Annotated in this window: 22 protein-coding genes; 12 read left to right on the top strand and 10 right to left on the bottom strand. The window is 69.9% G+C overall.

Translation table 11 applies throughout. The features are described 5' to 3' along the window. Window positions 1–37: 37 nt before the first annotated feature. From AC3EGR_RS18830 to AC3EGR_RS18795, 8 genes are all read right to left on the bottom strand, one after another. On the bottom strand, window positions 38–1,141 hold the full coding sequence (locus AC3EGR_RS18830; RefSeq protein WP_488548045.1) for an ABC transporter ATP-binding protein: 1,104 nt from the start codon (window positions 1,139–1,141) through the stop codon (window positions 38–40). Further along, window positions 1,138–2,199 (bottom strand): ABC transporter ATP-binding protein, encoded by a 1,062-nt coding sequence (locus tag AC3EGR_RS18825; protein WP_488548044.1) that lies wholly within the window; start codon window positions 2,197–2,199, stop codon window positions 1,138–1,140. The genes AC3EGR_RS18830 and AC3EGR_RS18825 overlap by 4 nt, the downstream gene beginning before the upstream one ends. Beyond that, window positions 2,196–3,128, bottom strand: a complete 933-nt coding sequence (locus tag AC3EGR_RS18820) for an ABC transporter permease (RefSeq protein ID WP_488548043.1) — start codon at window positions 3,126–3,128, stop codon at window positions 2,196–2,198. The genes AC3EGR_RS18825 and AC3EGR_RS18820 overlap by 4 nt, the downstream gene beginning before the upstream one ends. A 44-nt stretch (window positions 3,129–3,172) precedes the next feature. Continuing rightward, the gene (locus AC3EGR_RS18815) at window positions 3,173–4,750 is read right to left on the bottom strand and encodes an ABC transporter substrate-binding protein (protein WP_488548042.1); all 1,578 of its coding nucleotides are present in this window, start codon (window positions 4,748–4,750) and stop codon (window positions 3,173–3,175) included. 44 nt (window positions 4,751–4,794) lie between these two features. Then, on the bottom strand, window positions 4,795–6,018 hold the full coding sequence (locus AC3EGR_RS18810) for a M20 aminoacylase family protein (protein WP_488548041.1): 1,224 nt from the start codon (window positions 6,016–6,018) through the stop codon (window positions 4,795–4,797). Next, window positions 6,018–6,998 (bottom strand): ABC transporter permease, encoded by a 981-nt coding sequence (locus AC3EGR_RS18805; protein ID WP_488548040.1) that lies wholly within the window; start codon window positions 6,996–6,998, stop codon window positions 6,018–6,020. The genes AC3EGR_RS18810 and AC3EGR_RS18805 overlap by 1 nt, the downstream gene beginning before the upstream one ends. Window positions 6,999–7,103: 105 nt before the next feature. Continuing rightward, window positions 7,104–7,865: a DUF3047 domain-containing protein gene (locus AC3EGR_RS18800; protein ID WP_488548039.1), complete on the bottom strand. Its 762-nt coding sequence runs from the start codon at window positions 7,863–7,865 to the stop codon at window positions 7,104–7,106. Window positions 7,866–7,954: 89 nt separating this feature from the next. Beyond that, window positions 7,955–9,043 carry a porin gene (locus AC3EGR_RS18795; protein WP_488548038.1) on the bottom strand — a complete coding sequence of 363 codons (1,089 nt, stop codon included), beginning with the start codon at window positions 9,041–9,043 and terminating at the stop codon, window positions 7,955–7,957. 321 nt (window positions 9,044–9,364) lie between these two features. On the opposite strand from AC3EGR_RS18795, the gene coq7 reads away from it, so the two are divergent. Beyond that, a complete protein-coding gene (gene coq7, locus AC3EGR_RS18790) occupies window positions 9,365–9,982 on the top strand; it encodes a 2-polyprenyl-3-methyl-6-methoxy-1,4-benzoquinone monooxygenase (RefSeq protein WP_488548037.1) in 618 nt (205 codons plus the stop codon). 3 nt (window positions 9,983–9,985) lie between these two features. On the opposite strand, the gene AC3EGR_RS18785 is transcribed toward coq7, so the two are convergent. Beyond that, window positions 9,986–10,450: an OsmC family protein gene (locus AC3EGR_RS18785; RefSeq protein WP_488548036.1), complete on the bottom strand. Its 465-nt coding sequence runs from the start codon at window positions 10,448–10,450 to the stop codon at window positions 9,986–9,988. Between the two features lie 266 nt (window positions 10,451–10,716). Between AC3EGR_RS18785 and ilvA the strand changes: the two genes are divergently transcribed. Beyond that, window positions 10,717–12,276 carry a threonine ammonia-lyase, biosynthetic gene (gene ilvA, locus AC3EGR_RS18780; RefSeq protein WP_488548035.1) on the top strand — a complete coding sequence of 520 codons (1,560 nt, stop codon included), beginning with the start codon at window positions 10,717–10,719 and terminating at the stop codon, window positions 12,274–12,276. Between the two features lie 5 nt (window positions 12,277–12,281). Continuing rightward, entirely contained in the window at window positions 12,282–13,007 is a 726-nt protein-coding gene (locus AC3EGR_RS18775) for an adenosylcobinamide-GDP ribazoletransferase (protein ID WP_488548034.1), read from the top strand. Here the strand turns inward: AC3EGR_RS18775 and AC3EGR_RS18770 are convergent. Beyond that, on the bottom strand, window positions 12,980–13,480 hold the full coding sequence (locus AC3EGR_RS18770; RefSeq protein WP_488548033.1) for a type II secretion system protein N: 501 nt from the start codon (window positions 13,478–13,480) through the stop codon (window positions 12,980–12,982). The genes AC3EGR_RS18775 and AC3EGR_RS18770 overlap by 28 nt on opposite strands. 21 nt (window positions 13,481–13,501) lie before the next feature. Between AC3EGR_RS18770 and gspG the strand changes: the two genes are divergently transcribed. The 9 genes from gspG (at window position 13,502) to gspD (ending at window position 21,094) form a co-directional block, all read left to right on the top strand. After that, window positions 13,502–13,939, top strand: coding sequence for a type II secretion system major pseudopilin GspG (gspG, locus tag AC3EGR_RS18765; protein ID WP_488548032.1), 438 nt, complete (start codon window positions 13,502–13,504; stop codon window positions 13,937–13,939). After that, window positions 13,914–14,384 (top strand): prepilin-type N-terminal cleavage/methylation domain-containing protein, encoded by a 471-nt coding sequence (locus AC3EGR_RS18760; RefSeq protein WP_488548031.1) that lies wholly within the window; start codon window positions 13,914–13,916, stop codon window positions 14,382–14,384. Before gspG ends, AC3EGR_RS18760 begins: the two co-directional genes overlap by 26 nt. Next, complete coding sequence (gspI, locus tag AC3EGR_RS18755) at window positions 14,381–14,749, top strand: type II secretion system minor pseudopilin GspI (protein WP_488548030.1); 369 nt, start codon at window positions 14,381–14,383, stop codon at window positions 14,747–14,749. The genes AC3EGR_RS18760 and gspI overlap by 4 nt, the downstream gene beginning before the upstream one ends. Window position 14,750: 1 nt before the next feature. Beyond that, on the top strand, window positions 14,751–15,413 hold the full coding sequence (locus AC3EGR_RS18750) for a PulJ/GspJ family protein (protein ID WP_488548029.1): 663 nt from the start codon (window positions 14,751–14,753) through the stop codon (window positions 15,411–15,413). Beyond that, entirely contained in the window at window positions 15,410–16,375 is a 966-nt protein-coding gene (gene gspK / locus AC3EGR_RS18745; RefSeq protein WP_488548028.1) for a type II secretion system minor pseudopilin GspK, read from the top strand. Before AC3EGR_RS18750 ends, gspK begins: the two co-directional genes overlap by 4 nt. A 73-nt stretch (window positions 16,376–16,448) precedes the next feature. After that, complete coding sequence (gene gspL, locus AC3EGR_RS18740) at window positions 16,449–17,657, top strand: type II secretion system protein GspL (protein ID WP_488548027.1); 1,209 nt, start codon at window positions 16,449–16,451, stop codon at window positions 17,655–17,657. Next, on the top strand, window positions 17,654–18,133 hold the full coding sequence (locus AC3EGR_RS18735) for a type II secretion system protein M (RefSeq protein WP_488548026.1): 480 nt from the start codon (window positions 17,654–17,656) through the stop codon (window positions 18,131–18,133). Before gspL ends, AC3EGR_RS18735 begins: the two co-directional genes overlap by 4 nt. After that, a complete protein-coding gene (gene gspN, locus AC3EGR_RS18730; RefSeq protein WP_488548134.1) occupies window positions 18,130–18,930 on the top strand; it encodes a type II secretion system protein N in 801 nt (266 codons plus the stop codon). The genes AC3EGR_RS18735 and gspN overlap by 4 nt, the downstream gene beginning before the upstream one ends. Before the next feature lie 19 nt (window positions 18,931–18,949). After that, on the top strand, window positions 18,950–21,094 hold the full coding sequence (gene gspD / locus AC3EGR_RS18725; RefSeq protein ID WP_488548025.1) for a type II secretion system secretin GspD: 2,145 nt from the start codon (window positions 18,950–18,952) through the stop codon (window positions 21,092–21,094).

Raw genomic sequence — 21,094 nt, 5'->3', positions numbered from 1 at the left:
CGGCGCGCGACAGCGGACCCCACCCACGGCTGGCCCCCTAGATCCGCCCCTCTTCCACCGCGTGGCACGCCACGCGCGCCCCCCGCATCTCCAGCAACACCGGCCGTTCCACGCGGCAACGGTCGTTGGCATGCGGGCAGCGCGGGTTGAACGCGCAGCCGCTCGGCGGGTTCAGCGGGTTGGGCACCTCGCCTTGCACCGGCGTGCGCGCGCGGCCCGTGTCGTGCATCTTCGGGATCGCATCGAGCAGCATGCGCGTGTAAGGGTGCTGCGGCTGCCCGAACAGCTGGTGCTTGCCGGCCAGTTCGACCAGGCGCCCGAGGTACATGACCCCGACCTCGTCGCTCACGTGCCGCACCACCGCCAGGTTGTGCGAGATGAAGAGGTAGGTCAGGCCCAGCCGGCGCTGCAGGTCCTTCATGATGTTCAGCACCTGCGCCTGCACGCTGACGTCGAGGGCCGAGGTGGGCTCGTCGCAGACCAGGAACTCGGGGTTCGTCGCGATCGCCCGGGCGATCGAGATGCGCTGGCGCTGCCCGCCGGAGAACTGGTGCGGGAACTTGGCCATGTCCTGCGCGCCCAGGCCCACGGACTGCAGCAGTTCGCCGACCCGCACGCGGCGCTGCGATGCGTCGGCGATGAGGCCGTGTTCCTTCAGCGGCTCGGCCACGATGTCTTCCACGCGCCAGCGCGGGTTCAGGCTGGCGTACGGATCCTGGAAGATCATCTGGATGCGGCGGCGCAGCTTGCGGCCTTCCGGGGTGAGGAAGGCGGCATGCGCGTCCTGTCCGTCGAAGGTGAAGCCGCCGCGGGTCGGCGCGTGCAGGCCCACCAGCAGGCGCGCGACCGTGCTCTTGCCGCAGCCCGATTCGCCCACCAGGGCCAGTGTCCGGCCCCGCGCGATGTCGAAGCTGACGCCGTCCACCGCGCGCAGGAGCTGGCGCGGCTTGCGTTCGAGCACGCGATTGAGCCAGGGTGCGGAGACGTCGAAGGTCTTGGCGAGGTCGCGCGCCTGCACCAAGGGTGCGGGAACCTCCCCCACCCCGGCCCTCGCCCCCGGCGGGACAGGAAGAGAAGCCACGGCTCCTTCGCCGGCCGGCTGGAGAGGGTTGGGCTGCGTGCCGTCGACCACGGTGTTCATGCCGGCAGCTCCGCGTTCGCGTCGTGCAGCCAGCATGCCGCGCGCGTCGCGCCCGCATGCAGCAGGTCGGGCCGCTCGCGGCTGCAGCGCGCGAAGGCGCGCGGGCAGCGCGGGTGGTAGGCGCAACCCGGGGGGATGGCGTTCAGGCGCGGCATGGCGCCGTCGATCTGGTTCAGGCGCTCGCGCTCGCTTGCCATGTCGGGGATGGCGGCCATGAGCCCGAGCGTGTACGGGTGGGCGGGCTGGTTGATCACTTCGTGCACCGGCCCGATCTCCGCGATGCGGCCCGCATACATCACCGCCACGCGATCGCATGTCTCGGCGATCACGCCCATGTCGTGCGTGATCAGCATGACGGCGGCGCCACGGTCACGGCACAGTCGCTTGAGCAACTGGATGATCTGCGCCTGGATGGACACGTCCAGCGCCGTCGTCGGCTCGTCCGCGACGATCAGCTTCGGTTCGGCGGCGAGCGCCAGGGCGATCACCACGCGCTGGCGCATGCCGCCGGAAAATTGATGCGGGAAGTGGTCGATGCGCTCCGAGGCGGCCGAAATGCCGGTGTCCTCCAGCAGCGCGATGGCGCGGCGGCGGGCCTCGCCAGAGTCGACCGGCAGGTGTGCCTGGATCGTCTCCACCAGCTGCCGCCCTATCGTGTAGAGCGGGTTGAGCGAGGTGAGCGGATCCTGGAAGATCGCGCCGATCTTGCGACCCCGGATGTGGCGCATGCGGGCCGGCGGCAGGTTGTCGATGCGCTCGCCCTCGAGCATCACCTGGCCGGAGGCGATGCGCCCCGGCGGCTCGAGCAGGCCGATGATCGCGGCGCCCGTGAGCGACTTGCCCGCCCCCGACTCGCCGACGACGCCGAGGATCTCGCCCGGCGCGATCGCGAAGGAGATGCGGTCCAGCGCGCGCAGCGTGCCGCGGCGCGTGGGGAATTCGACCACGAGGTCCTGGACCTGGAGCAGGGGGCCGGCGCCGGGCCGCCCCAAGCCGGCCAGCGCCCCCTCTGGGGGCAGCGCGGCGCCATCGGCGTCGTGCGTGGGGGTCGTCATCATCGGAGTTTGGGGTTCAGGGCGTCGCGCAGCCAGTCGCCCAGCAGGTTCACCGACAGCACGATGAGGATCAGCATGATGGCGGGAAACACGGTGATCCACCATTCGCCGGAAAACAGGTAGTTGTTCCCGACCTGGATCAGCGTGCCCAGCGAAGGCGAGGTGGGCGGCACGCCGACGCCGAGGAAGGACAGCGTGGCTTCGGTGATGATGGCCGTGGCGATCTGCACGGTGGCCAGCACCAGCACCGGCCCGGTCACGTTGGGCAGAACGTGGTGCAGCATGATGCGCCAGGGCGCCACGCCCGTGACGCGTGCGGCCTGCACGTACTCCTTGTTGCGTTCGACCAGCGTCGAACCGCGCACCGTGCGCGCGTACTGCACCCACCCGGTCAGGGTGATCGCCAGGATCAGCACGCCGAAGGCGACGCTGGTCTGGGCGTTGGGGAACAGCGCGCGGCCGACGCCGGCGATCAGCAGCGCGACCAGGATGGCCGGGAAACTGAGCATCACGTCGCACAGGCGCATCAGGAAGCCGTCGATCCAGCCCCCGCGGAAGCCCGCCAGCAGGCCGAGGCTCACCCCGATCAGCATCGACAGCAGCACGGACACGAGCCCCACCACCAGCGAGATGCGCGCGCCGTACATCAGGGCGGACAGGATGTCGCGCCCCTGGTCGTCGGTGCCCAGGTAGTAGTGGCGCGCGCCATCCTGCGGGTTCGGCAGGGCGTGCGCCTCGAACGAGGGCTTCAGCCGCGCGTGGCTCAATTCCAGCGTGGTGAGGTCGAACGGGTTGTGCGGTGCCACCAGCTCCGCGAAGACGGCGCCGAAGACGCAGGCGAAGGCGATGACGGCCGCGACCATGGCCAGCGGCGAGGTGCGGAAGCTGTAGCCGATGTCGCCGTCGAACCAGCGGGAGAGGACGAGTTTCATGCGAAGGAGCGCCGCGGGAATACATCCCGCGGCGTGCTTTCAGCTCAATGCGACTTGATGCTGATCCACTTGAAGGGCATGAAGTTGTCGGCGAGCTGCACCATGTCCACCTTCTTGCTCACGCCCCAGGCCAGCGTCTGCTGGTGCAGCGGCAGGTGGCCGATGTCGGCCGTGTGGATGTCGAAGGCTTCCTTGATCATCGCGTTGCGCTTGGCCTTGTCCGTTTCCGACTGGATGGAGCGCGTCAGCTGGTCGAGCTTCTGGTTGCAGTAGCTGCCCAGGTTGAACTGGCCCGTGCCCTTGTCGTCGGGGCAGGCCATCAAGGCATTGAGCGCGTTGTGCGAGTCGTAGGTGGTCGGCGTCCATCCCAGCAGGTAGAAGCTCGTGTCGCGCCGCAGGATCTTCGGGAAGTAGGTGCCCTTGGTCTCGGCCGCCAGGTTGATCTTCACGCCGATGCGCGAGAGGTTGGCGGCGACCGTCTGGCATACGCGCGCGTCGTTGACGTAGCGGTCGTTGGGGCAGTTCAGCGTGACCTCGAAGCCGTTCGGGTAGCCGGCCTCGGCCAGCAGCTTCTTGGCGCCCTCGGGGTCGTAGGGCAGCCGCTTGTTCTGGCTGGCATCGAAGCCATTGATGCCGGGGCCGACCATCAGCGCGGTCGGCTTGGAGGCGCCGCGCATCACCGTCTTCTGGATGCCGTCGACGTCGATGGCCTGGTAGAAGGCCTGGCGCACGCGCTTGTCCTTGAAGGGGTTCTTGCCCTTTACGCTGGAATACAGCAGCTCGTCGCGCTTCTGGTCCATGCCCATGAAGATGGTGCGCAGCTCGGGGCCCACCAGCACCTTGGCGTTGGGGGAGGCGTTGATGCGCTCGATGTCCTGCACCGGCACCGGCTCCATCACGTCGACCTCGCCGGACAGCAGCGCCGCGACGCGGGTGGCGTCGTTGGCGATCGGGGTGTAGATCACCTCCTGGACGTTGCCGTCGATCTTGCCCCAGTAGCTGCCGTTGCGCACGAAGGTGGTCCGCACGTTGGGCTGGCGCTCGCGCAGGCGGAACGGGCCCGTGCCATTGGCGCGGAAGGAGGCGGCGTTCTCGATGCCCTTGCGGCGGTCCACCGGGCGGGTGGCCTGGTTCGCTTCGCACCACTTCTTGCTCATCATGAAAGTGGTGGAGAGCTGGTCCGCCAGGATGGGGAAGGGCGCCTTGGTCTCGATGTCGACGGCGTAGTCGTTGACCTTGCGCACTTCCTTGATATCGTTGACGTTGCTCTTGAGGTCGGAGCCTTCGCCCGCGACGCGGGCCAGCGAGAAGATCACGTCGTCCGCCGTGAAGGGGGTGCCGTCGTGGAACTGCACGCCCTTGCGCAGTTCGAAGCGCCAGACCGTGGGGGACACCTGCTTCCACGAGGTCGCAAGCGTCGGCGCCAGCGACAGGTCCTTGTTGCGGCCCACCAGCGGCTCGTACACGTTGTTCGTCACCGACAACTGGAGCGACTCGTTGAGCGAATGCGGGTCCATCGACAGGGCGTCGCCCTGGTTGGCGATGCGCACCGTCTGCGCCTGCGCTGCCAGGGAGGCGGCTGCCAGGACGGCAGCCGCGATCAGTCGGGTCTTCATCTGCATGTTGCGAGCTCCTTGTTGGAAGTGATGCCCAGGGTGGGAACGGATCAGCCCCGCGCCGGCGGCAGGGATTGTTCGACGAGGCTCGCGTGCAGGGCCGAGCCGAGCGGCAGGATCTCGTCGTTGAAGTCGTAGCGGGTCATGTGCAGCATGCAGCTGCCTTCGCCGCCCTGGCCGATGCGCAGGTAGGCTCCCGGCTTGACCTGCAGCATGAAGGAGAAGTCCTCGGCGCCCATGCTGGGCTCCATGTCGCGCACCACGTTCTCGGGGCCGACCAGCGACTCCGCGACGTTGCCGGCGAACTCGGTCTCGCGCGGCGTGTTGATGGTGGCCGGATAGATGCGCTCGTAGTGGACCGTGGCCGTCGCACCGAAACCGAGCGCCACCGCGCTGCAAAGCTCGTGCAGGCGCTTCTCCATCATGTCCTGCACGTCGGGGCTGAAGGTGCGCACGGTGCCCACCAGCGTCGCCTTCCCCGGAATGACGCTCATGGCATGCAGGTCGCCTGCCTGCATCGCGCACAGGCTGATGACCGCGCCGTCGACGGCCTTCACGTTGCGCGAGACGATGCTCTGCACCGCGGTGATGATGTGCCCGGCCACCAGCACCGGGTCGACGGCCAGGTACGGGTGCGCACCGTGGCCGCCCTTGCCGGTGATCTCGATCGTCACCCGGTCGGCCGAGGCCATCATCGCGTGGTGCCGGATGCCGAAGCTGCCCGGCTTGAGGCCGGGCCAGTTGTGCATGGCGTAGACCGACTCGACCGGGAAGCGCTGGAACAGGCCGTCCTCAATCATCGCCTTGGCACCCGCGAAACCTTCCTCGCCGGGCTGGAAGATCAGCACTGCCGTGCCGTCGAAGTTGCGCGTCTCCGCCAGGTAGCGCGCCGCGCCCACCAGCATCGCGACGTGGCCGTCATGGCCGCAGCCATGCATCATGCCGTTGGTGGTCGACTTCCAGGGGAAGTCGTTGTTCTCGGTCATGGTGAGCGCGTCCATGTCGGCCCGCAGGCCGATCATGCGCCGGGACGTTCCCGCGCGGCCGCGGATCACGCCGACGACGCCCGTCTTGCCGATGCCCGCGTGCACCTCGTCCACACCGCACAGGCGCAGGGCCTCCTGCACCCGCCCGGCGGTGTAGACCTCTTCGAAGCCCAGCTCCGGGTGCGCGTGCAGGTCGCGCCGGAAGGCGGTGAGCTCGGGGTGGAACTGCGCAATGTGCGCGAAGGGCCGCGCATGCGCGAGCCGCGGATTGGCGGCGGGTGCCAGCATCAATGTCCTCCCGCCGTGCCCACGCGCATGCGCGGGTCGACGGCGAAGTAAAGCAGGTCGACGACCAGGTTGATCACCACGAAGATCAACGCGATCAGGCAGAGGTAGGCGGCCATCACCGGGATGTCGGCGAAGGTCACGGCCTGGATGAACAGCAGCCCCATGCCGGGCCACTGGAACACGGTCTCGGTGATGATGGCGAAGGCGATCAGCATGCCGAGCTGCAGCCCGGTGATGGTCATGACCGGCACCAGCGTGTTCTTCAGCGCGTGGCCGAAGTGGATCGCGCGGTCCGGCAGGCCCCGGGCACGCGCGAACTTGATGTAGTCGGTGCGCAGCACTTCCATCATCTCCGAGCGCACCAGCCGCATGATCAGCGTCAGCTGGAAGACCGCGAGCGTCACCGCCGGCAGCACCACGTGGTGCCAGCCGTCGCGCGTGAGCAGGCCCGAGCTCCACCAGCCGACCTGGACGGTGGCGCCCCGCCCGAAACTGGGGAACCAGCCGAGCGTGACGGAGAACAGCAGGATCAGCAGGATGCCGATCAGGAAGGTGGGCAGCGACACGCCGAGCAGCGAGAGCGTCATGAACAGCTGGCTGGTGAAGCTGCCGCGGCGCAGCGCCGCGAAGACGCCCATGGGCACGCCCAGCAGCAGCGCGAGCACGGCAGCGACCAGGGCCAGCTCGAAAGTGGCGGGCAGGCGCTCCGCAATGAGGCGTGACACCTTGGCGCCCTGCCGCAGGCTGAGCCCGAACTCCCCTTGCACCGCGTTGAGCAGGAAGTGCCAGAACTGGACGAAGAAAGGCTGGTCCAGGCCGAGGGCGGAGCGCAGCTCGCGGATCTGCTGCGGGCTCGCGTCCTGCCCGAGCAGGAACACGACCGGATCGCCCACGTACTGGAACAGCAGGAAGGCGATGAACGCGACCACCACCATGACCACCACGGCCTGGAGCAAGCGGCGCACGATGAAGGCAAACATTCGGTGGGAAGCGCGGAGGATGGCGGGCGGAGCTCAGGACACTATCAGAGCAATCTGCGTGCCGCGACCGGGGTTTCCTTGACGCGGCGTGATGCCTTGCCGGCTTCAGCGCGCCGCGAGCGGCAGGAAGCGGATCGGCCCGTACCAGGCGTTGGTCCGGGACCGCGTGTTGTCGCTGTCCGTCATGATCGCGATGGCGACCAGCGCGCCGGGCTTCTCGCCGAACACCCGCTCGTAGTCGGCGCGGATGTCGCGTTCGTAGTCGAGCCACTGGTCGAGCCGTGCGGCGCCCGACTCCACCACCAGCTTGCGGATGCGGTCCGTGCGAGGACTCGTGATCACGGTGCCGGGCGCGCGCTTGTTGCACCACACGTACATCAAGGTCGCGTACGGCAGGGGCTCGCCCGTGAGTGCGAGCGCCAGCTCCGACAGGGCGGCATCCCGGGCGGAGAACTTCGAGCGATCCCCCTCGAAGGCGAGCACCACGCGCACGGGCGCGTCGTCGCTCTCGCGGGTCGCGAGATCGGCCTGCTCGATGAGGGCCGGCACCTTCCAGGAGAAGCGCACACGCCCGAGGTCGGCGCTGTCCACGCGCAGGACCTGGCGCAGCATGCTGGCGGAGCTTTCGGACTGCACCGAAACCGTGTCGCGCCCGTCGTTGCGCGCGTAGGCGAAGCGGGTCGGCACCTTGCCCGGGAAGCGCTGGTGGGTCCAGGACCTGGCGTGGGCGCCCGGATGCAGGCCCGATTGGTCGGCCCAGGGCGAGGAGGAAATTTCGGTCGTGGCCGGCGGCGTGCTGCCGCAAGCCGCCAGCGTGGCCACGGCCAGGACCGGCAGCAGGCGACGAAAGATGGGCAGCGAAGTCATCGCGCTGGATTGGACACGAAAAAAAGCCGCCCGAAGGCGGCTTTTCAAGTTTCTTGTTTTCTGCACCGGCCTTGCGGCCGGTTCGAAAATCAGAAGCTGTGGCGGATGCCCAGGTCGAAGCCCGTGCCGCTCGCGTTCGGCAGGCCGGCCACTGCGTTCTGCAGGGACGAACCGATCGAGATCGCGGAGCCGTCCTTGTTGCTCACGTGGGCGTACGTGGCGTACAGCGCGGTGCGCTTGGACAGGTTGTGGACATAACCCAGGGCCCACTGGCTGGAGCTGGGATCGACACCGGCGGTGTCCAGCTTGGAACGGCCGTAGGACAGGCGGATCTCGCCGGCGCCGACGGGCACCAGGCCACCGATCAACCAGGTCTTCAGAGTGTTGTCCGAACCGCCGCCAGAGTAGCGCGCGTCGTCATACACACCCAGCAGCTTGGCCATGCCGAAGTCCCACTGGCCACCGAGGTTCCAGTTACGGACGTCGGGGGAAGCGAAGGTCTCGGCGCCTTCCGTGCGGCCGTAGGCGGCAGCGACGTTGAAGGGGCCCGAAGCGAAGCCCAGGCGGCCACCGATGTAGCGGCCCTGGTTGGCCACGGCGGCCAGGTTGGAGCTCTCGTCGAAGGCGTAGCTCAGCTGGCCGTAGAAGCCGCCGAGGTTCGCGGGCAGGAAGTACTGCACCATGTTGTTGGAACGCACGTACAGCGGATCCACGATGCCGCCCAGCGTGGCAGCAGTGCCGCCAGCCAGCTTGACCTTGTGGCCGATGTTGGAGCCGACGCCGTTCGTGCCGAACGGATCGAACACGGTCATGTTCCAGAAGGTCGGGACGTAGTCACGGCCCAGGCGCAGTTCACCCCAGCCGCCGGCCAGGCTGACCGTCGAGCGACGACGGAAGTCGTAGCCGGTGGCTTGCGAGCCGCCGAAGCCGGCGTCGTTCGCCAGGGCGCCTTCCAGCCAGAAGGAAGCGGACAGGCCGCCACCCAGGTCTTCCGTGCCACGGAAGCCGAGACGCGAGCTGTTGTAGCCCGAGTTGGCCAGGAAGGTGTTCTTCTCGCCGCCGGAAGTGCGCTGATACGAGATGTTCGCGTCAACGATACCGAACAGGGTGACCGACGACTGGGCGGAGGCCGCGCCAGCGGCTGCCATCACGGCCAGCGCAATCAGGGACTTTTTCATGCAAGTTTCTCCAAGGTTAAACATAGGGCTCCGGTGCGCATGGGTCTTCGAATGCAGGCACGCTCGCGTTCCCACCGGATCCCCGGGCCAACCTCCTTTTGGGAAGTTGTTGCTATTCCACCAGAGCGCCTCCCTGCGAGCAAAACATTTAGGCCGTAAAGAAGCGTTTCGTGGCTGACCAACAACAAGGGGCCCATGGCTGAGTGGAACGAGCGCAACAAGGCCCGTGGCAATTTCGCATCGCAAAACCGGCGCCGTTCACGCGCCGCCACAAACCGCTCGTCCCCCGCCCCATGGCTCCCCGCTCCTAAACTCGCGAGCATGGATCGTCTTCTCGGCGCCTTCGACCAGGCGCTTCGCACCCTCTTCGCCAAGCCGCGCGGCACGCGGCCCTGCCCCGTCGTGCCCGCCGACGCCACGCATCTCGGCGTGCAGGAACGCAGCCATGCCGCTGCCCTCATGCGCGTCAACCACGTGGGGGAGATCTGCGCGCAGGCGCTTTACACCGCCCAGGCGCTTGCCACCCGTGACGATGCGCTGCGCGCGACGCTGGAACAGGCCGCGCGCGAGGAGACGGACCACCTCGCCTGGACGCAGGCCAGGCTGGACGATCTCGGCGGGCGTCCCTCGCTGCTCAATCCGCTCTGGTACGCGGGCGCCTTCACGATGGGTCTGGTCGCCGGCCGTCTCGGCGACCCGGTCAGCCTGGGCTTCATCGTGGAAACCGAGCGGCAGGTGGAGGCGCACCTGCAGGGCCACCTCGATCGGCTGCCGGCCGCCGACCACGCGTCACGCGCAATCGTGGCCCAGATGAAAGCCGACGAAGCCGCGCACGCGGACGCCGCGCAGCGCGCGGGCGCCGTGGAGATGCCGGCGCCGGTCAAGATGGCGATGCGCGCGGCGGCCAAGGTGATGACCACCACCGCGCACTACATCTAGGCCTCAAGCGGCGGGCGTGTCGTCCTCCACCAGGTCGAAGCTGGTGGTCATCTCCGCGGTCTTGGCGAGCATGGCACTCGCGGAGCAGTACTTCTCGTGGCTCATGGCGATCGCGCGCTCGACGGCCACCGGTGGCAGCTTGCGCCCCCGGACGGTGAAGTGCATGTGGATCTTGGTGAAGACCTTCGGGTCCGTCGTCGCGCGCTCGGCGCTCAACTTGACCGAACACCCCCGCACGTCGTGGCGGCCACGCTTGAGGATCAGCACCACGTCATAGGCGGTGCAGCCGCCCGTTCCCGCCAGCACGGTCTCCATCGGCCGGGGCGCGAGGTTGCGGCCGCCGTTCTCGGGCCGCACCTCGTCCGGCGCGCCGTCCATCACCAGCACGTGACCGCTGCCGGTCTCGGCCAGGAAACCCATTCCCGAGCGTGCGCCGGTCGTGCCGGTCCACGTCACTGTGCATTCCATGTGTCCTCCCTCTTCGCAGGCGCGCGGCAACCCGGTCCGCGACTGCGGCATGGCTGCAACGCACCCCTTGTGCATTGCAGCAAAATGCCCGTTATACTGGCCCCACAGCATAGCGATCGCGCTAAGCCCCGCCGGCCGCAAGGCCGGCCCGCACAAGTTGTCTCCTCCACCCTCCTTTGGTGGATTTAGCCTCCGGATCGCAAGATCCGGGGGCTTTTTTCTTGCTTCCGGCCGCGGCCAGCCCGGCCTTCTATGATTCGCGCGTCATGAAGAAACACCTGCAGCCGGAGGATTACCTCAAGAAGATCCTCACGGCGCGCGTCTACGACGTCGCGGTCGAGACGCCTCTGGAGCCGGCGCGCAACCTCAGTCGCCGCTTGCACAACAAGGTCCTGCTCAAGCGGGAGGACCAGCAGCCTGTCTTCAGCTTCAAGCTGCGCGGGGCCTACAACAAGATGGCGCACCTGAGCGCCGAACAGCTGCAGCGCGGCGTGATCTGCGCCAGCGCCGGCAACCACGCGCAAGGCGTGGCCCTGGCGGCCCACCGCATGGGCGCGCGCGCGGTCATCGTCATGCCGGTCACCACCCCGCAGGTGAAGGTCGAGGCGGTCAAGGCGCTCGGCGGCGAAGTCGTGATGTTCGGCGACAGCTATTCGGACGCGGCGGAGCACGCCAGCGCCTTGTGCGAGCGCGATCAGCTCACCTTCGTGCACCCCTTCGACGACCCGGACGTGATCGCCGGCCAGGGCACCGTCGGCATGGAGATCCTGCGCCAGCACCAGGGGCCGCTCGACGCGGTGTTCGTGGCCATCGGCGGCGGCGGCCTGATCTCCGGGGTGGCGGCGTACATCAAGTCGGTGCGGCCCGAGATCAAGGTGATCGGGGTGCAGATGAGCGATTCGGACGCGATGGCGCGTTCGGTGGAAGCGAAGAAGCGCGTCACGCTGGGCGACGTCGGCCTCTTTTCGGACGGCACGGCGGTCAAGCTGGTGGGCGAGGAGACGTTCCGCCTGACGCGCGAGCTCGTCGACGGGTTCATGCTGGTCGACACGGACGCGGTCTGCGCGGCGATCAAGGACGTCTTCGTCGACACCCGCAGCATCGTGGAACCCGCGGGCGCGCTCGCGGTCGCCGCGATCAAGCAGTACGCGGCCGAACACAAGACGCGCGGCGAAACCTACGCGGCCATCCTGTGCGGCGCCAACATGAACTTCGACCGGCTGCGGTTCGTCGCGGAGCGGGCCGAGGTCGGCGAGGAGCGCGAGGCGCTGTTCGCCATCACCCTGCCGGAGGAGCGCGGCGCGTTCCGCCGCCTGATCGAGCTGATCGGCACCCTGCCCGGCGGGCCGCGCAACGTCACCGAGTTCAACTACCGCATCAGCGACGCGAACCAGGCGCACGTCTTCGTGGGCCTGACCACGCACGGCAAGGGCGAGTCTGTGCGCATCGCTTCCAGCTTCACGCGCCAGGGCTTCCAGGCGCTGGACCTCACGCACGACGAACTGGCCAAGGAACACATCCGGCACATGGTGGGCGGCCCGTCGCCCCTGGCGCAGGACGAGCGCCTGATGCGCTTCGTCTTCCCCGAGCGGCCCGGAGCCCTGCTCAAGTTCCTGTCGAACATGCGTCCGAGCTGGAACATCTCCCTGTTCCACTACCGCAACCAGGGCGCGGACTACGGCCGCACGCTGGTGGGCCTGCAGGTGCCGGGCGACGACAGCCAGGCCTTCCAGACCTTCCTCGACACGCTGGGCTATCCCTACGTCGAGGAGACCGCCAATCCCGTGTACCAGCTGTTCCTGCGCACCGGCGGGAAAGCCGCCTGACGCCCATGCCCGTGCTGCGTGAACACCTGAACCTCCTCGCCCTCGCGCTGCACCGCGCCACCGTCCTGCGCGTGGGCAGCGTGCCGCCGGCGGACGAGGAATCGCTGCGCGCGAGCGACGCCCACCTGCCGGGCGCCGGCTGGGTCGTGGGCCTCGCGGCCTGCCTGGCGTTCGCGCTCGTGGGTCTGGCCCTGCGGGGCAGCCCCTGGGGCGCCGCAGTCGCCGCAGTCGCCGCCATGGCCGCCACCGCGGCCCTCACCAGTGCGCGCGGCGAAACCGGCGTGTTCCAGACGGCCGAGCGGCTGCAGGAGCTGGCCGCGCCCGGAACGTCCGGCGTCGGCGCGCTGGCGCTGTGGCTGGTGCTGGCGGCCAAGCTGGCCACCTTGGCGACCCTGGCTTCCCGGTCCGAATCCGCGGTGATGGCTGCCCTGTTCGCCGCGCCCGTGGTGTCGCGGCTGGCGCCCCTGCTGCTGGCGCGCTCGCTGCAGGGGGACGTGCCGGCGCGCGCCATCCAGGTCGGCGCGGCCTGGTGTGCCGCGCCCCTGCTCCTGTTGTTCGCGGGCGCCGGCGCGGTCGCCCTGGTGCTGTCGGTGGTGGCCGCCACGCTGGCCTGCTATGGCATGTGGCGCCTGGCGCGCCGGCAGGCGGATCCTCGCAACCGCGACGCGCTGGCCGCCTCGCAACTGGCGTGCGAAGTTGCCTTCTACCTCGGGGCGGCGATCGGGCTCTGAGCCGACATCGGGCTCTGAACCGCCATCGGGGGCGGCGGGGGCAGTTCCAGGGTCAGCAGCGGCTGGCCGGCGGCGGAGGCCAGCACCGCCTGGCGGCCCCGGACGGACTGCAGCACGATGCCCTCCTCGATCGGGGCCCCCACGCGGTAGGGCCGCGCCGGCTTGCCGTCGACGGCGATCACGGCCGCACCGCCCCCGGACTCGGCGCCGGCGGCCACGCCCAGCAACTGGAAGCGGCTCGCAAGGGTGGGCGCGGCAGCGGTCAGCGCGGCCGCCGCCGGCTCGCTACCCAGCAGCCGCGCCAGCGCGGACGGGTCCACCGCTGCCACCGCGCGCAGCGGCGGCGGCGGGACGGCCAGGGGCCGCGCCTGCCCGCCCAGCTTCAGCCCCCAGAACACCGCGCTGGCCGCGGCCAGCGTCCAGAGCGCCAAAGTCGCGCCACGCACGGTCCACGCAGGGGTCGGGGTCCACATGCGGCGATTATCATTGAACCGATGCTCCCTCCTGTCCTCTCCCGCCGCCGGCGATCGCGCGGCTTCACCCTGATCGAACTGATGGTGGTGCTGGTCATCATCGGCGTGCTCGCCGCGCTGATCGTGCCCAACGTGCTGGACCGCGCCGACGACGCGCGCGCCACCGCCGCGCGCACCGACGTCAACAACCTGATGCAGGCGCTCAAGCTGTACCGGCTCGACAACCAGCGCTACCCCACCGCGGAACAAGGGTTGCAGGCGCTGGTGACCAAGCCCGCCGCCGCCCCCGTGCCGCCGAACTGGAAGCCCTACCTCGAGAAGCTGCCCAACGACCCCTGGGGCCGGCCCTACCAGTACCTCAATCCGGGCGTGAAGGGCGAGATCGACGTCATGTCGTTCGGCGCCGACGGCCAGTCCGGGGGCGAGGGCAAGAATGCCGACGTCGGCTCCTGGCAGTAGCACGCGCCTGCCTGTCACGCCGCGGCGCCGCGCCGGCTTCACCCTGCTTGAACTGCTGGTGGTGGTGGCGATCATCGCCATCGCCTCGGCGGGCGTCGCCTTCGCGCTGCGCGATTCGGGTGCCGTGTCGCTCGAGCGCGAGGCCCAGCGCCTGGGCGCGCTGCTCGAATCCGCCCGCGCCCGCTCGCGGCTCACCGGCCAGCCGGTGCGCTGGGTGGCCGACCCGGAAGGCTTCCACTTCGAAGGCCTGCCGCGCGACACCCTGCCCGAGCGCTGGCTCGAGGCCGACACCAGGGTGGTCGGGCGCGGCGTGCTGGTGCTCGGCCCCGAGCCGGTGATCGGCCCGCAATCCGTGCTGCTCACGAGCGTCGGCCACCCGGACCGCAGGCTGCGTGTCGCGACCGACGGCCTGCGGCCCTTTGCCACCGTGCAGGAGCAGCCATGACAAGCGCGCTGCAGCGCGCGCGCGGCTTCACGCTGGTCGAGGTGCTGGTGGCGCTGGGCATCGTCTCGATCGCGCTGGTGGCGGGCCTGCAAGCCAGTGCCGCGCTCACCAACAACGCACAGCGCCAGTCCGACGTGCTGCTGGCGCACCTGTGCGCCGAGAACGAGCTGGTGCGCCTGAAGCTGGCCAAGCAGCTGCCGTCGGTGGGCCTGAGCGAACAGGCCTGCCAGCAGGCGGGCCAGGACTTCCTCGTGCGGCTGACGGTCTCGACCACGCCCAACCCGAACTTCCGCCGTGTCGACGCGCAGGTCTTCGCCCAGGCCGCGCCGGTGCTGCGCCTGTCCACCGTGATGGGCCGCTACTGACATGCCGCGCGCCCGGGGCTTCACCCTCGTCGAACTGCTGGTGGCGCTGTTCGCGCTGGCCCTGCTCGCCATCCTCAGCTGGCGCGGCCTGGACGGCATGATGCGCGCCCGCGAGGTGACGGAGGCGCGCGCCGACCAGGTGCTGGCCTTGCAGACCGGCCTGGCCCAGTGGGGCGCCGACCTCGACGCCATCACATCCTTCGCGCCCACGCCCGCCATCGAATGGAACGGCCGGGTGCTGCGCCTGACGCGCCAGAGCAGCCAGGCGCCCGCCGACGGCGTGCGCGTGGTGGGCTGGACGCGCCGCGAGGGCCAGTGGCGCCGCTGGCAGTCCCCGCCCGTGTTCAACCGCGGGGACCTCGACGCGGCGTGGCTGCAGGCCGACCTCTGGTCGCAGAACCCCAGCGACGCGGCGCGCGCGCAGGAAGTCGTCATCGCCCCCCTGGTGGAGTGGCAGCTCTTCTACTTCCGCGACAACGCCTGGACCCATCCGCAGTCGGCGGCCACCAGCACCACGACGACCAGCACGCCGACGGGTGCGGCCGCCACTACCACGACCTCGCCCTTGCCGGACGGCGTCCGCCTGGTGCTGCAGCTGCCCGAGGGCCGCGCCCTCAGCGGGCAACTGCAGCGCGACTGGATGCGGCCCACGCTCACGCCATGAGATCCACCCGACAACGAGGCGCGGCCCTGCTGGCCGCCATGCTGACCGTGACGATGGTCGCCACCTTCGCGGCGGCGGCCCTGTGGCAGCAGTGGCGCAGCGTCGAAGTGGAGGCGGCGGACCGCACCCGGGTGCAAGCCAGCTGGATCCTCACCGGCGCGCTGGACTGGGCCCGCCTGATCCTGCGCGAAGACTTCAACGCCGACCAGTCCGACTACCTGTCCGAGCCCTGGGCGGTGCCGCTGAAGGAAGCCCGCATGTCCACCTTCCTCGCCGCGGACCAGGGCAACAACATGGACGCGTCCGCGAGCGACGCGGACAACGTGTTCCTCTCCGGCGAGATCACCGACCTGCAGGCCAAGCTGAACCTGGGGTGCCTGGTGGAGGCAGGGACGGTGCAGACCAAGTGGATGGAAAGCTTCGAGCGCCTCTTCGACGTGCTGGGACTGCCGCAGGCGCAGCTCGCGAGCATCGTGGAAAACATGCGCTTCGCGGGGGACATGAGCCCCGAGAACCGCAACGGCACGCGCGCGCCGCTGCAGATCCAGCGGCTGGAGCAGCTCGCCTGGCTGGGCGTGCCCGAGGAAGTCATCGCCGCGCTGGACCCTTACGTCACCGTCCTGCCCAGCGCCGCGACCAAGGTGAACCTGAACACCGCTTCGGCCGAAGCGATCTACGCGGTGGGCCGCAAGCTGAGCCTGGCCGACGCCCGGCGCATGGTCGGCGAGCGCGAGCGGCAGCATTTCCGCGCGGTGGCGGACGCCTCGGCCAACGCCCCGACGGCGAGTTTCGACCTGACTTCCGCCTCGGTGGACACGCAGTGGTTCGAGGTGCGCGGCCGCCTGCGCATGGACCAGGTCGTGATCGAGGAGCGCTCCATGGTGCAGCGCGTGGGGCGCACGGTGCGCGTGATGCAGCGCGAACGCGGCTCCTTCCAGTCAGCGGTGCAGCCGCCCCGTTGACGGGACGACGGTCCGAAAGTCGCCGGCAGGCGACCTTGGAAACTTTCATAACTCCTACAATGCGCCGCAGTTCATGAGCTCGCTCATCGTTTACCTGCCACCCGGCCCGCCCACGGCCGCCATGGAGTGGGCCTACGCGCTCACCGCGGACGGCCACGCCCTGGCCGACCAGGGCCGCGCGCCCGCCGCCCTGCTGCCCATGCCGCGGGGTGCGGGCGCCGAAGTCGTCGCGGTCGTGCCCGTGCAGGCCCTCGCCTGGCACCGGGTCGAGTTGCCCAAGGGCGTCGCGCCCGGCAGCCCGCGCCTGCGCGCCGCGCTCGAAGGCGTGCTGGAAGAGCAGTTGCTCGACGACACGGACACCTTGCACCTGTCCCTGCAGCCGGGCACGCGCGGCGGCGACACGGCCTGGGTGGCCGTGTGCGAGCGCGCGTGGCTGCGCGACGCGTTGCAGGCGCTGGAAGCCGGCGGCAGGACGGTCACGCGCATCGTCCCGGAGTTCGCGCCCGAAGGCAGCCTGTCGCTGACCGCGCTCGGCGAGGTGGACCGGCCCACGGTGGTGGCCAGCAGCGAGCAAGGCGTGCTCGCCTTGCCGCTCACCGCGGCGGCCCTCCCGCTGCTGCCCGCCGAGGCGGAGAGTGCGCCGCGCCTGGCCGAACCGGGCGTGGCCGCGCTCGCCGAGCAGCTGGTGCCCCACCCCTGGACGCTGCAGCAGGCGCCGCAGCGCTGGCTGCAATCCGCGCGCAGCCGCTGGGACCTGGCCCAGTTCGAATTCGCCAGCTCCTCGCGCGCCCGCGCCATGAAGAAGTTCGCCACCGGCTGGAGCGAGATCCTGCGCAGCCCCGCATGGCGTCCCGCGCGCTGGGCCGCCGCGCTGTTCGTCGCCGTGCACCTGGTCGGCCTGAACGCGTGGGCTTGGAAGGAGAACGCGGACCTGGAAAGCAAGCGCGAAGCCGTGCGCGGCATCCTGCGCGAGACCTTCCCCAACGTGCGCGTCGTCGTCGACGCGCCGGTGCAGATGGAACGCGAGGTGACGGCCCTGCGCCAGCAGACCGGCACCGCCTCCGCCCGGGACCTGGACGCCATGCTCGCCGCGCTGGCCGCGGCCCTGCCCCCGGGCCGGACGCCCGCGGCGCTGGAGTACGCCAACGGGCAGCTGCGCGCCTCGGGCCTGGCCTTGTCGGCCGAGGAAGTGCGGACGGTGGCCGCGCAGTTGCGCCCCCTGGGTTACGCCACGACCAGCGAAGGTTCCGCCCTGGTCGTCGCCGCGGAGGACGTGCGATGAACCGGCAGGCCCTGCTCGCCCGCTGGAACACGCTGGCCCCGCGCGAGCGCGCCCTGGTCGGCGGCGCCGCTGGCGTCATCGCCCTGGCCCTGCTCTGGTGGATCCTGCTCGGTCCGGCCATCGCCACCTTGCGCGGCGCGGACGAACAGCACCGCGCGCTCGACGCACAACTCGCACACATGCAGCGATTGCAGCAGCAGGCCAATGCCATGCAGTCCATGCCGCGCCAGAACCCCGACGAGGCCATGCGCCTGCTGGAGGCGGCCATCCGGCAGCAGCTGGGGGTGAGCGCCCGCTACAGCATCGCGGGCGACCGGGTCACGGTCAACCTCACCAACACCCCGGCCGCCGCGCTGGCGCAATGGCTGTCGCAGGTGCGGGCCAACGCCCGTGCGATCCCCGGGGAGGCGAAGCTCACACGCAACGCCTCCGGCGGCTGGGACGGCAGCCTGGTGCTGACGCTGCCTGCGCGCTGAGTCCCGTGGCGCGCGTCCCCCGTCCCGTTCGCAACGTTCCCTGGCCCTGGGCCGCCGCGGGGGCGGCGCTCGGCATCGTGTATGCCTTCATCGCGTTTGCGCCGGCCCGCTGGCTGGCTGCCGTCGTTGCCGACGCGAGCGGCGGGCAGGTGCAGCTGGCGGAAGCGCGCGGCACGGTGTGGGACGGCTCCGCCCGGCTGGTGCTCACGGGCGGCCACGGCAGCACCGAGGCCGCTGCGTTGCCCGGACGCGTCGCTTGGCGGCTGCAGCCTTTGTGGAACGGCGCGGTCGCGCAGTTGCGGGCGGAGTGCTGCACGCCGCGCCCGCTGGACCTGCGGGCGCGATGGCACGCGTCCGGCTGGCAGCTGCTGGTCGGCGACGGCGTTTCCGAGTGGCCCGCGACCCTGCTGGCCGGCCTGGGCACCCCCTGGAATACCTTGCAACTGGATGGTGAAGTTCGCCTCGCCACGCGGGGCCTTTCAGTAGAATGGGTCGAAGGCCGGCCGCGCGTGGATGGGCGGGCCGAGCTGGAGGCGTTGCGCATGGCGTCGCGCCTGTCTACCCTGAGGCCCATGGGCAGCTACCGCATCACCTTGCAAGGCGGCACGCAGGCGACCCTGCGGCTCGCCACACTCGAAGGCAGCCTGCAGCTGTCCGGCACCGGCCAGTGGGTCGGGCGGCGCCTGCATTTCCGCGGCGAAGCCAGTGCGGTCCCGGGGCGCGAAGCCGCCCTGGCCAACCTCCTGAACATCATCGGACGCCGCACCGGCGAGCGGTCCATCATCTCCATCGGCTGAAGCGCCCGGGACACCCAGAATGAATTACCGTTCCACCGCCGCTTCGCTGGCCCTCGCCGTGCTCCTGGGCGCCGCGCCGGCCGCGCAGGCGCAGCGTTCCACCGAACCGATCACGCTCAATTTCCAGAACGCCGAGATCGAGGCCGTGGCCCGGACCATGGCGGCAATCACCGGCCGCAGCATCGTGGTCGATCCGCGCGTGAAGGGCACGATCACGCTGTCGACCGACCGGCCGGTGCCGCCGGCGCAAGCCTTCAACCAGTTCGTCGCGACGCTGCGCCTCTCGGGCTTCGCGGTGGTGGATGCGGGCGGCCTGCTGAAGGTCGTGCCGGAAGCGGAGGCCAAGCTGCAAAGCGGCACCGTGACGGTGGACGGCTCCACCAGCGGCAGCCAGATCGTCACCCAGATCTTCCGCCTGAACCATGAGAACGCGGCGAACCTGGTGCCCATCCTGCGGCCCCTGATCAGCCCGAACAACACCATCAACGTGAACCCGGGGAACAACTCCCTGGTGATCACGGACTACGCCGACAACCTGCAGCGCCTGGCCCGCATCATCGGGGCGCTGGACGTGTCCAACGCCACCGACGTCGACGTGATCAACGTGCAGCATGCGCTCGCGGTCGACATCGCACCTATCGTGCAGCGCCTGGTGGACTCCTCGTCCACGGGCGTCGGCGCCGCGCCCGCAGCACAGGGCCAGGCCGACACGGCCTTCCGCACCGCCGTGATCGCGGAGCCGCGCAGCAACTCGCTGATCGTGCGCGCCCCCAACGTTGCGCGGCTGAACCTCGTGCGCTCCGTCGTCGCGCGACTGGACGTCGCGGCCGCCGGTGGCTCGGCGGGCAACATCCACGTGGTCTACCTGCGCAATGCGGAAGCCACCAAGCTGGCCGTGGTGCTGCGCGCCGCGCTCGCCAGCATGAGCCCCACCGGCACGGGGGCGGCCACGAGCGCGGTCGGCACGACGCCGGCCACTTCGCCCGTGGTCGCCAGCGGCCTCAGCGGCGCCGGCACCACCGGCACCAGCGCGGCGAACGCGCCCATCACGCCCTCGGCCCAGCCTTCCACCGGCGGACAGATCCAGGCCGACCCCGCCACCAACTCGCTGATCATCACGGCGCCCGAACCGCAGTACCGCCAGTTGCGCGCGGTGATCGACCAGCTCGATGGCCGCCGCGCACAGGTGCTGGTGGAAAGCCTGCTGGTCGAGGTGAACGCCGACAAGGCCGCCGAGTTCGGCATCCAGTGGCAAACCATCATCGGCAACGTGAACAACAGCCTGCTGGGCATCATCGGCAGCAACTTCACGATAGGCGGCACCAACATCATCGACCTCGCGACGCGCGCCACCAGCACGACCGCGCCCGTCACGCCCGCGCCCGGCATCAACATCGGCGCGGTGCGCAACATCGACGGCCGCTTCGTGCTCAGCGCCCTGGCGCGCTTCTTCCAGAGCTCGGGCGACGGCAACGTGCTGTCCACGCCCTCACTCCTGACGCTGGACAACGAGGAAGCCAAGATCGTCATCGGCCAGAACGTGCCCTTCATCACCGGCCAGTTCACCAACACCGGCACCTCCAACAGCTCCGTCAACCCGTTCCAGACGATCGAGCGCAAGGACGTCGGCATCACGCTGCGCGTGAAGCCGCAGATCAACGACAACGGGACGGTCCGCCTGACCATCTACCAGGAAGCGTCGAGCGTGCGTCCCGGCACCGAGAACGCGCTGAACGGGCCGACGACCAACAAGCGCCAGATCGAGTCGAACGTGCTGGTGGAGGACGGCTCCATCGTGGTGCTGGGCGGCCTGCTGCAGGACCAGTACTCCGGCAACGAGCAGAAGGTTCCCGGTCTGGGCGACGTGCCAGGCCTGGGCAACCTGTTCCGCACCGAGACCCGCTCGCGCAGCAAGAGCAACCTGATGGTGTTCCTGCGGCCGGTGATCGTGCGCGATGCGAACGACACGGACGCGCTGTCGATCGACCGCTACAACCTGATGCGGGCCAAGCAGCAGAACGTGCAGCCGGTGCCCAGCGTGCTGCTCAACGGGGTGGAAGGCGCGCCGATCTCGCCCGAGGTGGCCAAGCCGGCACCGCCCAGCCCGAACCTGAACTCGCCCTTCATCCCCGCCCCGGCCACCACCGCGCCCAGCGTGCGCTGA

Source organism: Ramlibacter sp. G4-7 (assembly GCF_057784995.1).
This window is presented reverse-complemented; position numbering and strand designations above follow the sequence as displayed.

Coding starts and splice junctions, on each gene's coding strand:
- AC3EGR_RS18785 (WP_488548036.1), bottom strand. CDS start 10,450: ATGGAATGCACAGTGACGTGGACCGGCACGACCGGCGCACGCTCGGGA.
- AC3EGR_RS18820 (WP_488548043.1), bottom strand. CDS start 3,128: ATGAAACTCGTCCTCTCCCGCTGGTTCGACGGCGACATCGGCTACAGC.
- AC3EGR_RS18825 (WP_488548044.1), bottom strand. CDS start 2,199: ATGATGACGACCCCCACGCACGACGCCGATGGCGCCGCGCTGCCCCCA.
- AC3EGR_RS18800 (WP_488548039.1), bottom strand. CDS start 7,865: ATGACTTCGCTGCCCATCTTTCGTCGCCTGCTGCCGGTCCTGGCCGTG.
- AC3EGR_RS18815 (WP_488548042.1), bottom strand. CDS start 4,750: ATGCAGATGAAGACCCGACTGATCGCGGCTGCCGTCCTGGCAGCCGCC.
- AC3EGR_RS18795 (WP_488548038.1), bottom strand. CDS start 9,043: ATGAAAAAGTCCCTGATTGCGCTGGCCGTGATGGCAGCCGCTGGCGCG.
- AC3EGR_RS18735 (WP_488548026.1), top strand. CDS start 17,654: ATGAACCGGCAGGCCCTGCTCGCCCGCTGGAACACGCTGGCCCCGCGC.
- AC3EGR_RS18775 (WP_488548034.1), top strand. CDS start 12,282: ATGCCCGTGCTGCGTGAACACCTGAACCTCCTCGCCCTCGCGCTGCAC.
- gspD (WP_488548025.1), top strand. CDS start 18,950: ATGAATTACCGTTCCACCGCCGCTTCGCTGGCCCTCGCCGTGCTCCTG.
- AC3EGR_RS18770 (WP_488548033.1), bottom strand. CDS start 13,480: ATGTGGACCCCGACCCCTGCGTGGACCGTGCGTGGCGCGACTTTGGCG.
- gspL (WP_488548027.1), top strand. CDS start 16,449: ATGAGCTCGCTCATCGTTTACCTGCCACCCGGCCCGCCCACGGCCGCC.
- gspK (WP_488548028.1), top strand. CDS start 15,410: ATGAGATCCACCCGACAACGAGGCGCGGCCCTGCTGGCCGCCATGCTG.
- AC3EGR_RS18760 (WP_488548031.1), top strand. CDS start 13,914: ATGCCGACGTCGGCTCCTGGCAGTAGCACGCGCCTGCCTGTCACGCCG.
- AC3EGR_RS18830 (WP_488548045.1), bottom strand. CDS start 1,141: ATGAACACCGTGGTCGACGGCACGCAGCCCAACCCTCTCCAGCCGGCC.
- AC3EGR_RS18750 (WP_488548029.1), top strand. CDS start 14,751: ATGCCGCGCGCCCGGGGCTTCACCCTCGTCGAACTGCTGGTGGCGCTG.
- ilvA (WP_488548035.1), top strand. CDS start 10,717: ATGAAGAAACACCTGCAGCCGGAGGATTACCTCAAGAAGATCCTCACG.
- gspI (WP_488548030.1), top strand. CDS start 14,381: ATGACAAGCGCGCTGCAGCGCGCGCGCGGCTTCACGCTGGTCGAGGTG.
- AC3EGR_RS18805 (WP_488548040.1), bottom strand. CDS start 6,998: ATGTTTGCCTTCATCGTGCGCCGCTTGCTCCAGGCCGTGGTGGTCATG.
- gspG (WP_488548032.1), top strand. CDS start 13,502: ATGCTCCCTCCTGTCCTCTCCCGCCGCCGGCGATCGCGCGGCTTCACC.
- AC3EGR_RS18810 (WP_488548041.1), bottom strand. CDS start 6,018: ATGCTGGCACCCGCCGCCAATCCGCGGCTCGCGCATGCGCGGCCCTTC.
- coq7 (WP_488548037.1), top strand. CDS start 9,365: ATGGATCGTCTTCTCGGCGCCTTCGACCAGGCGCTTCGCACCCTCTTC.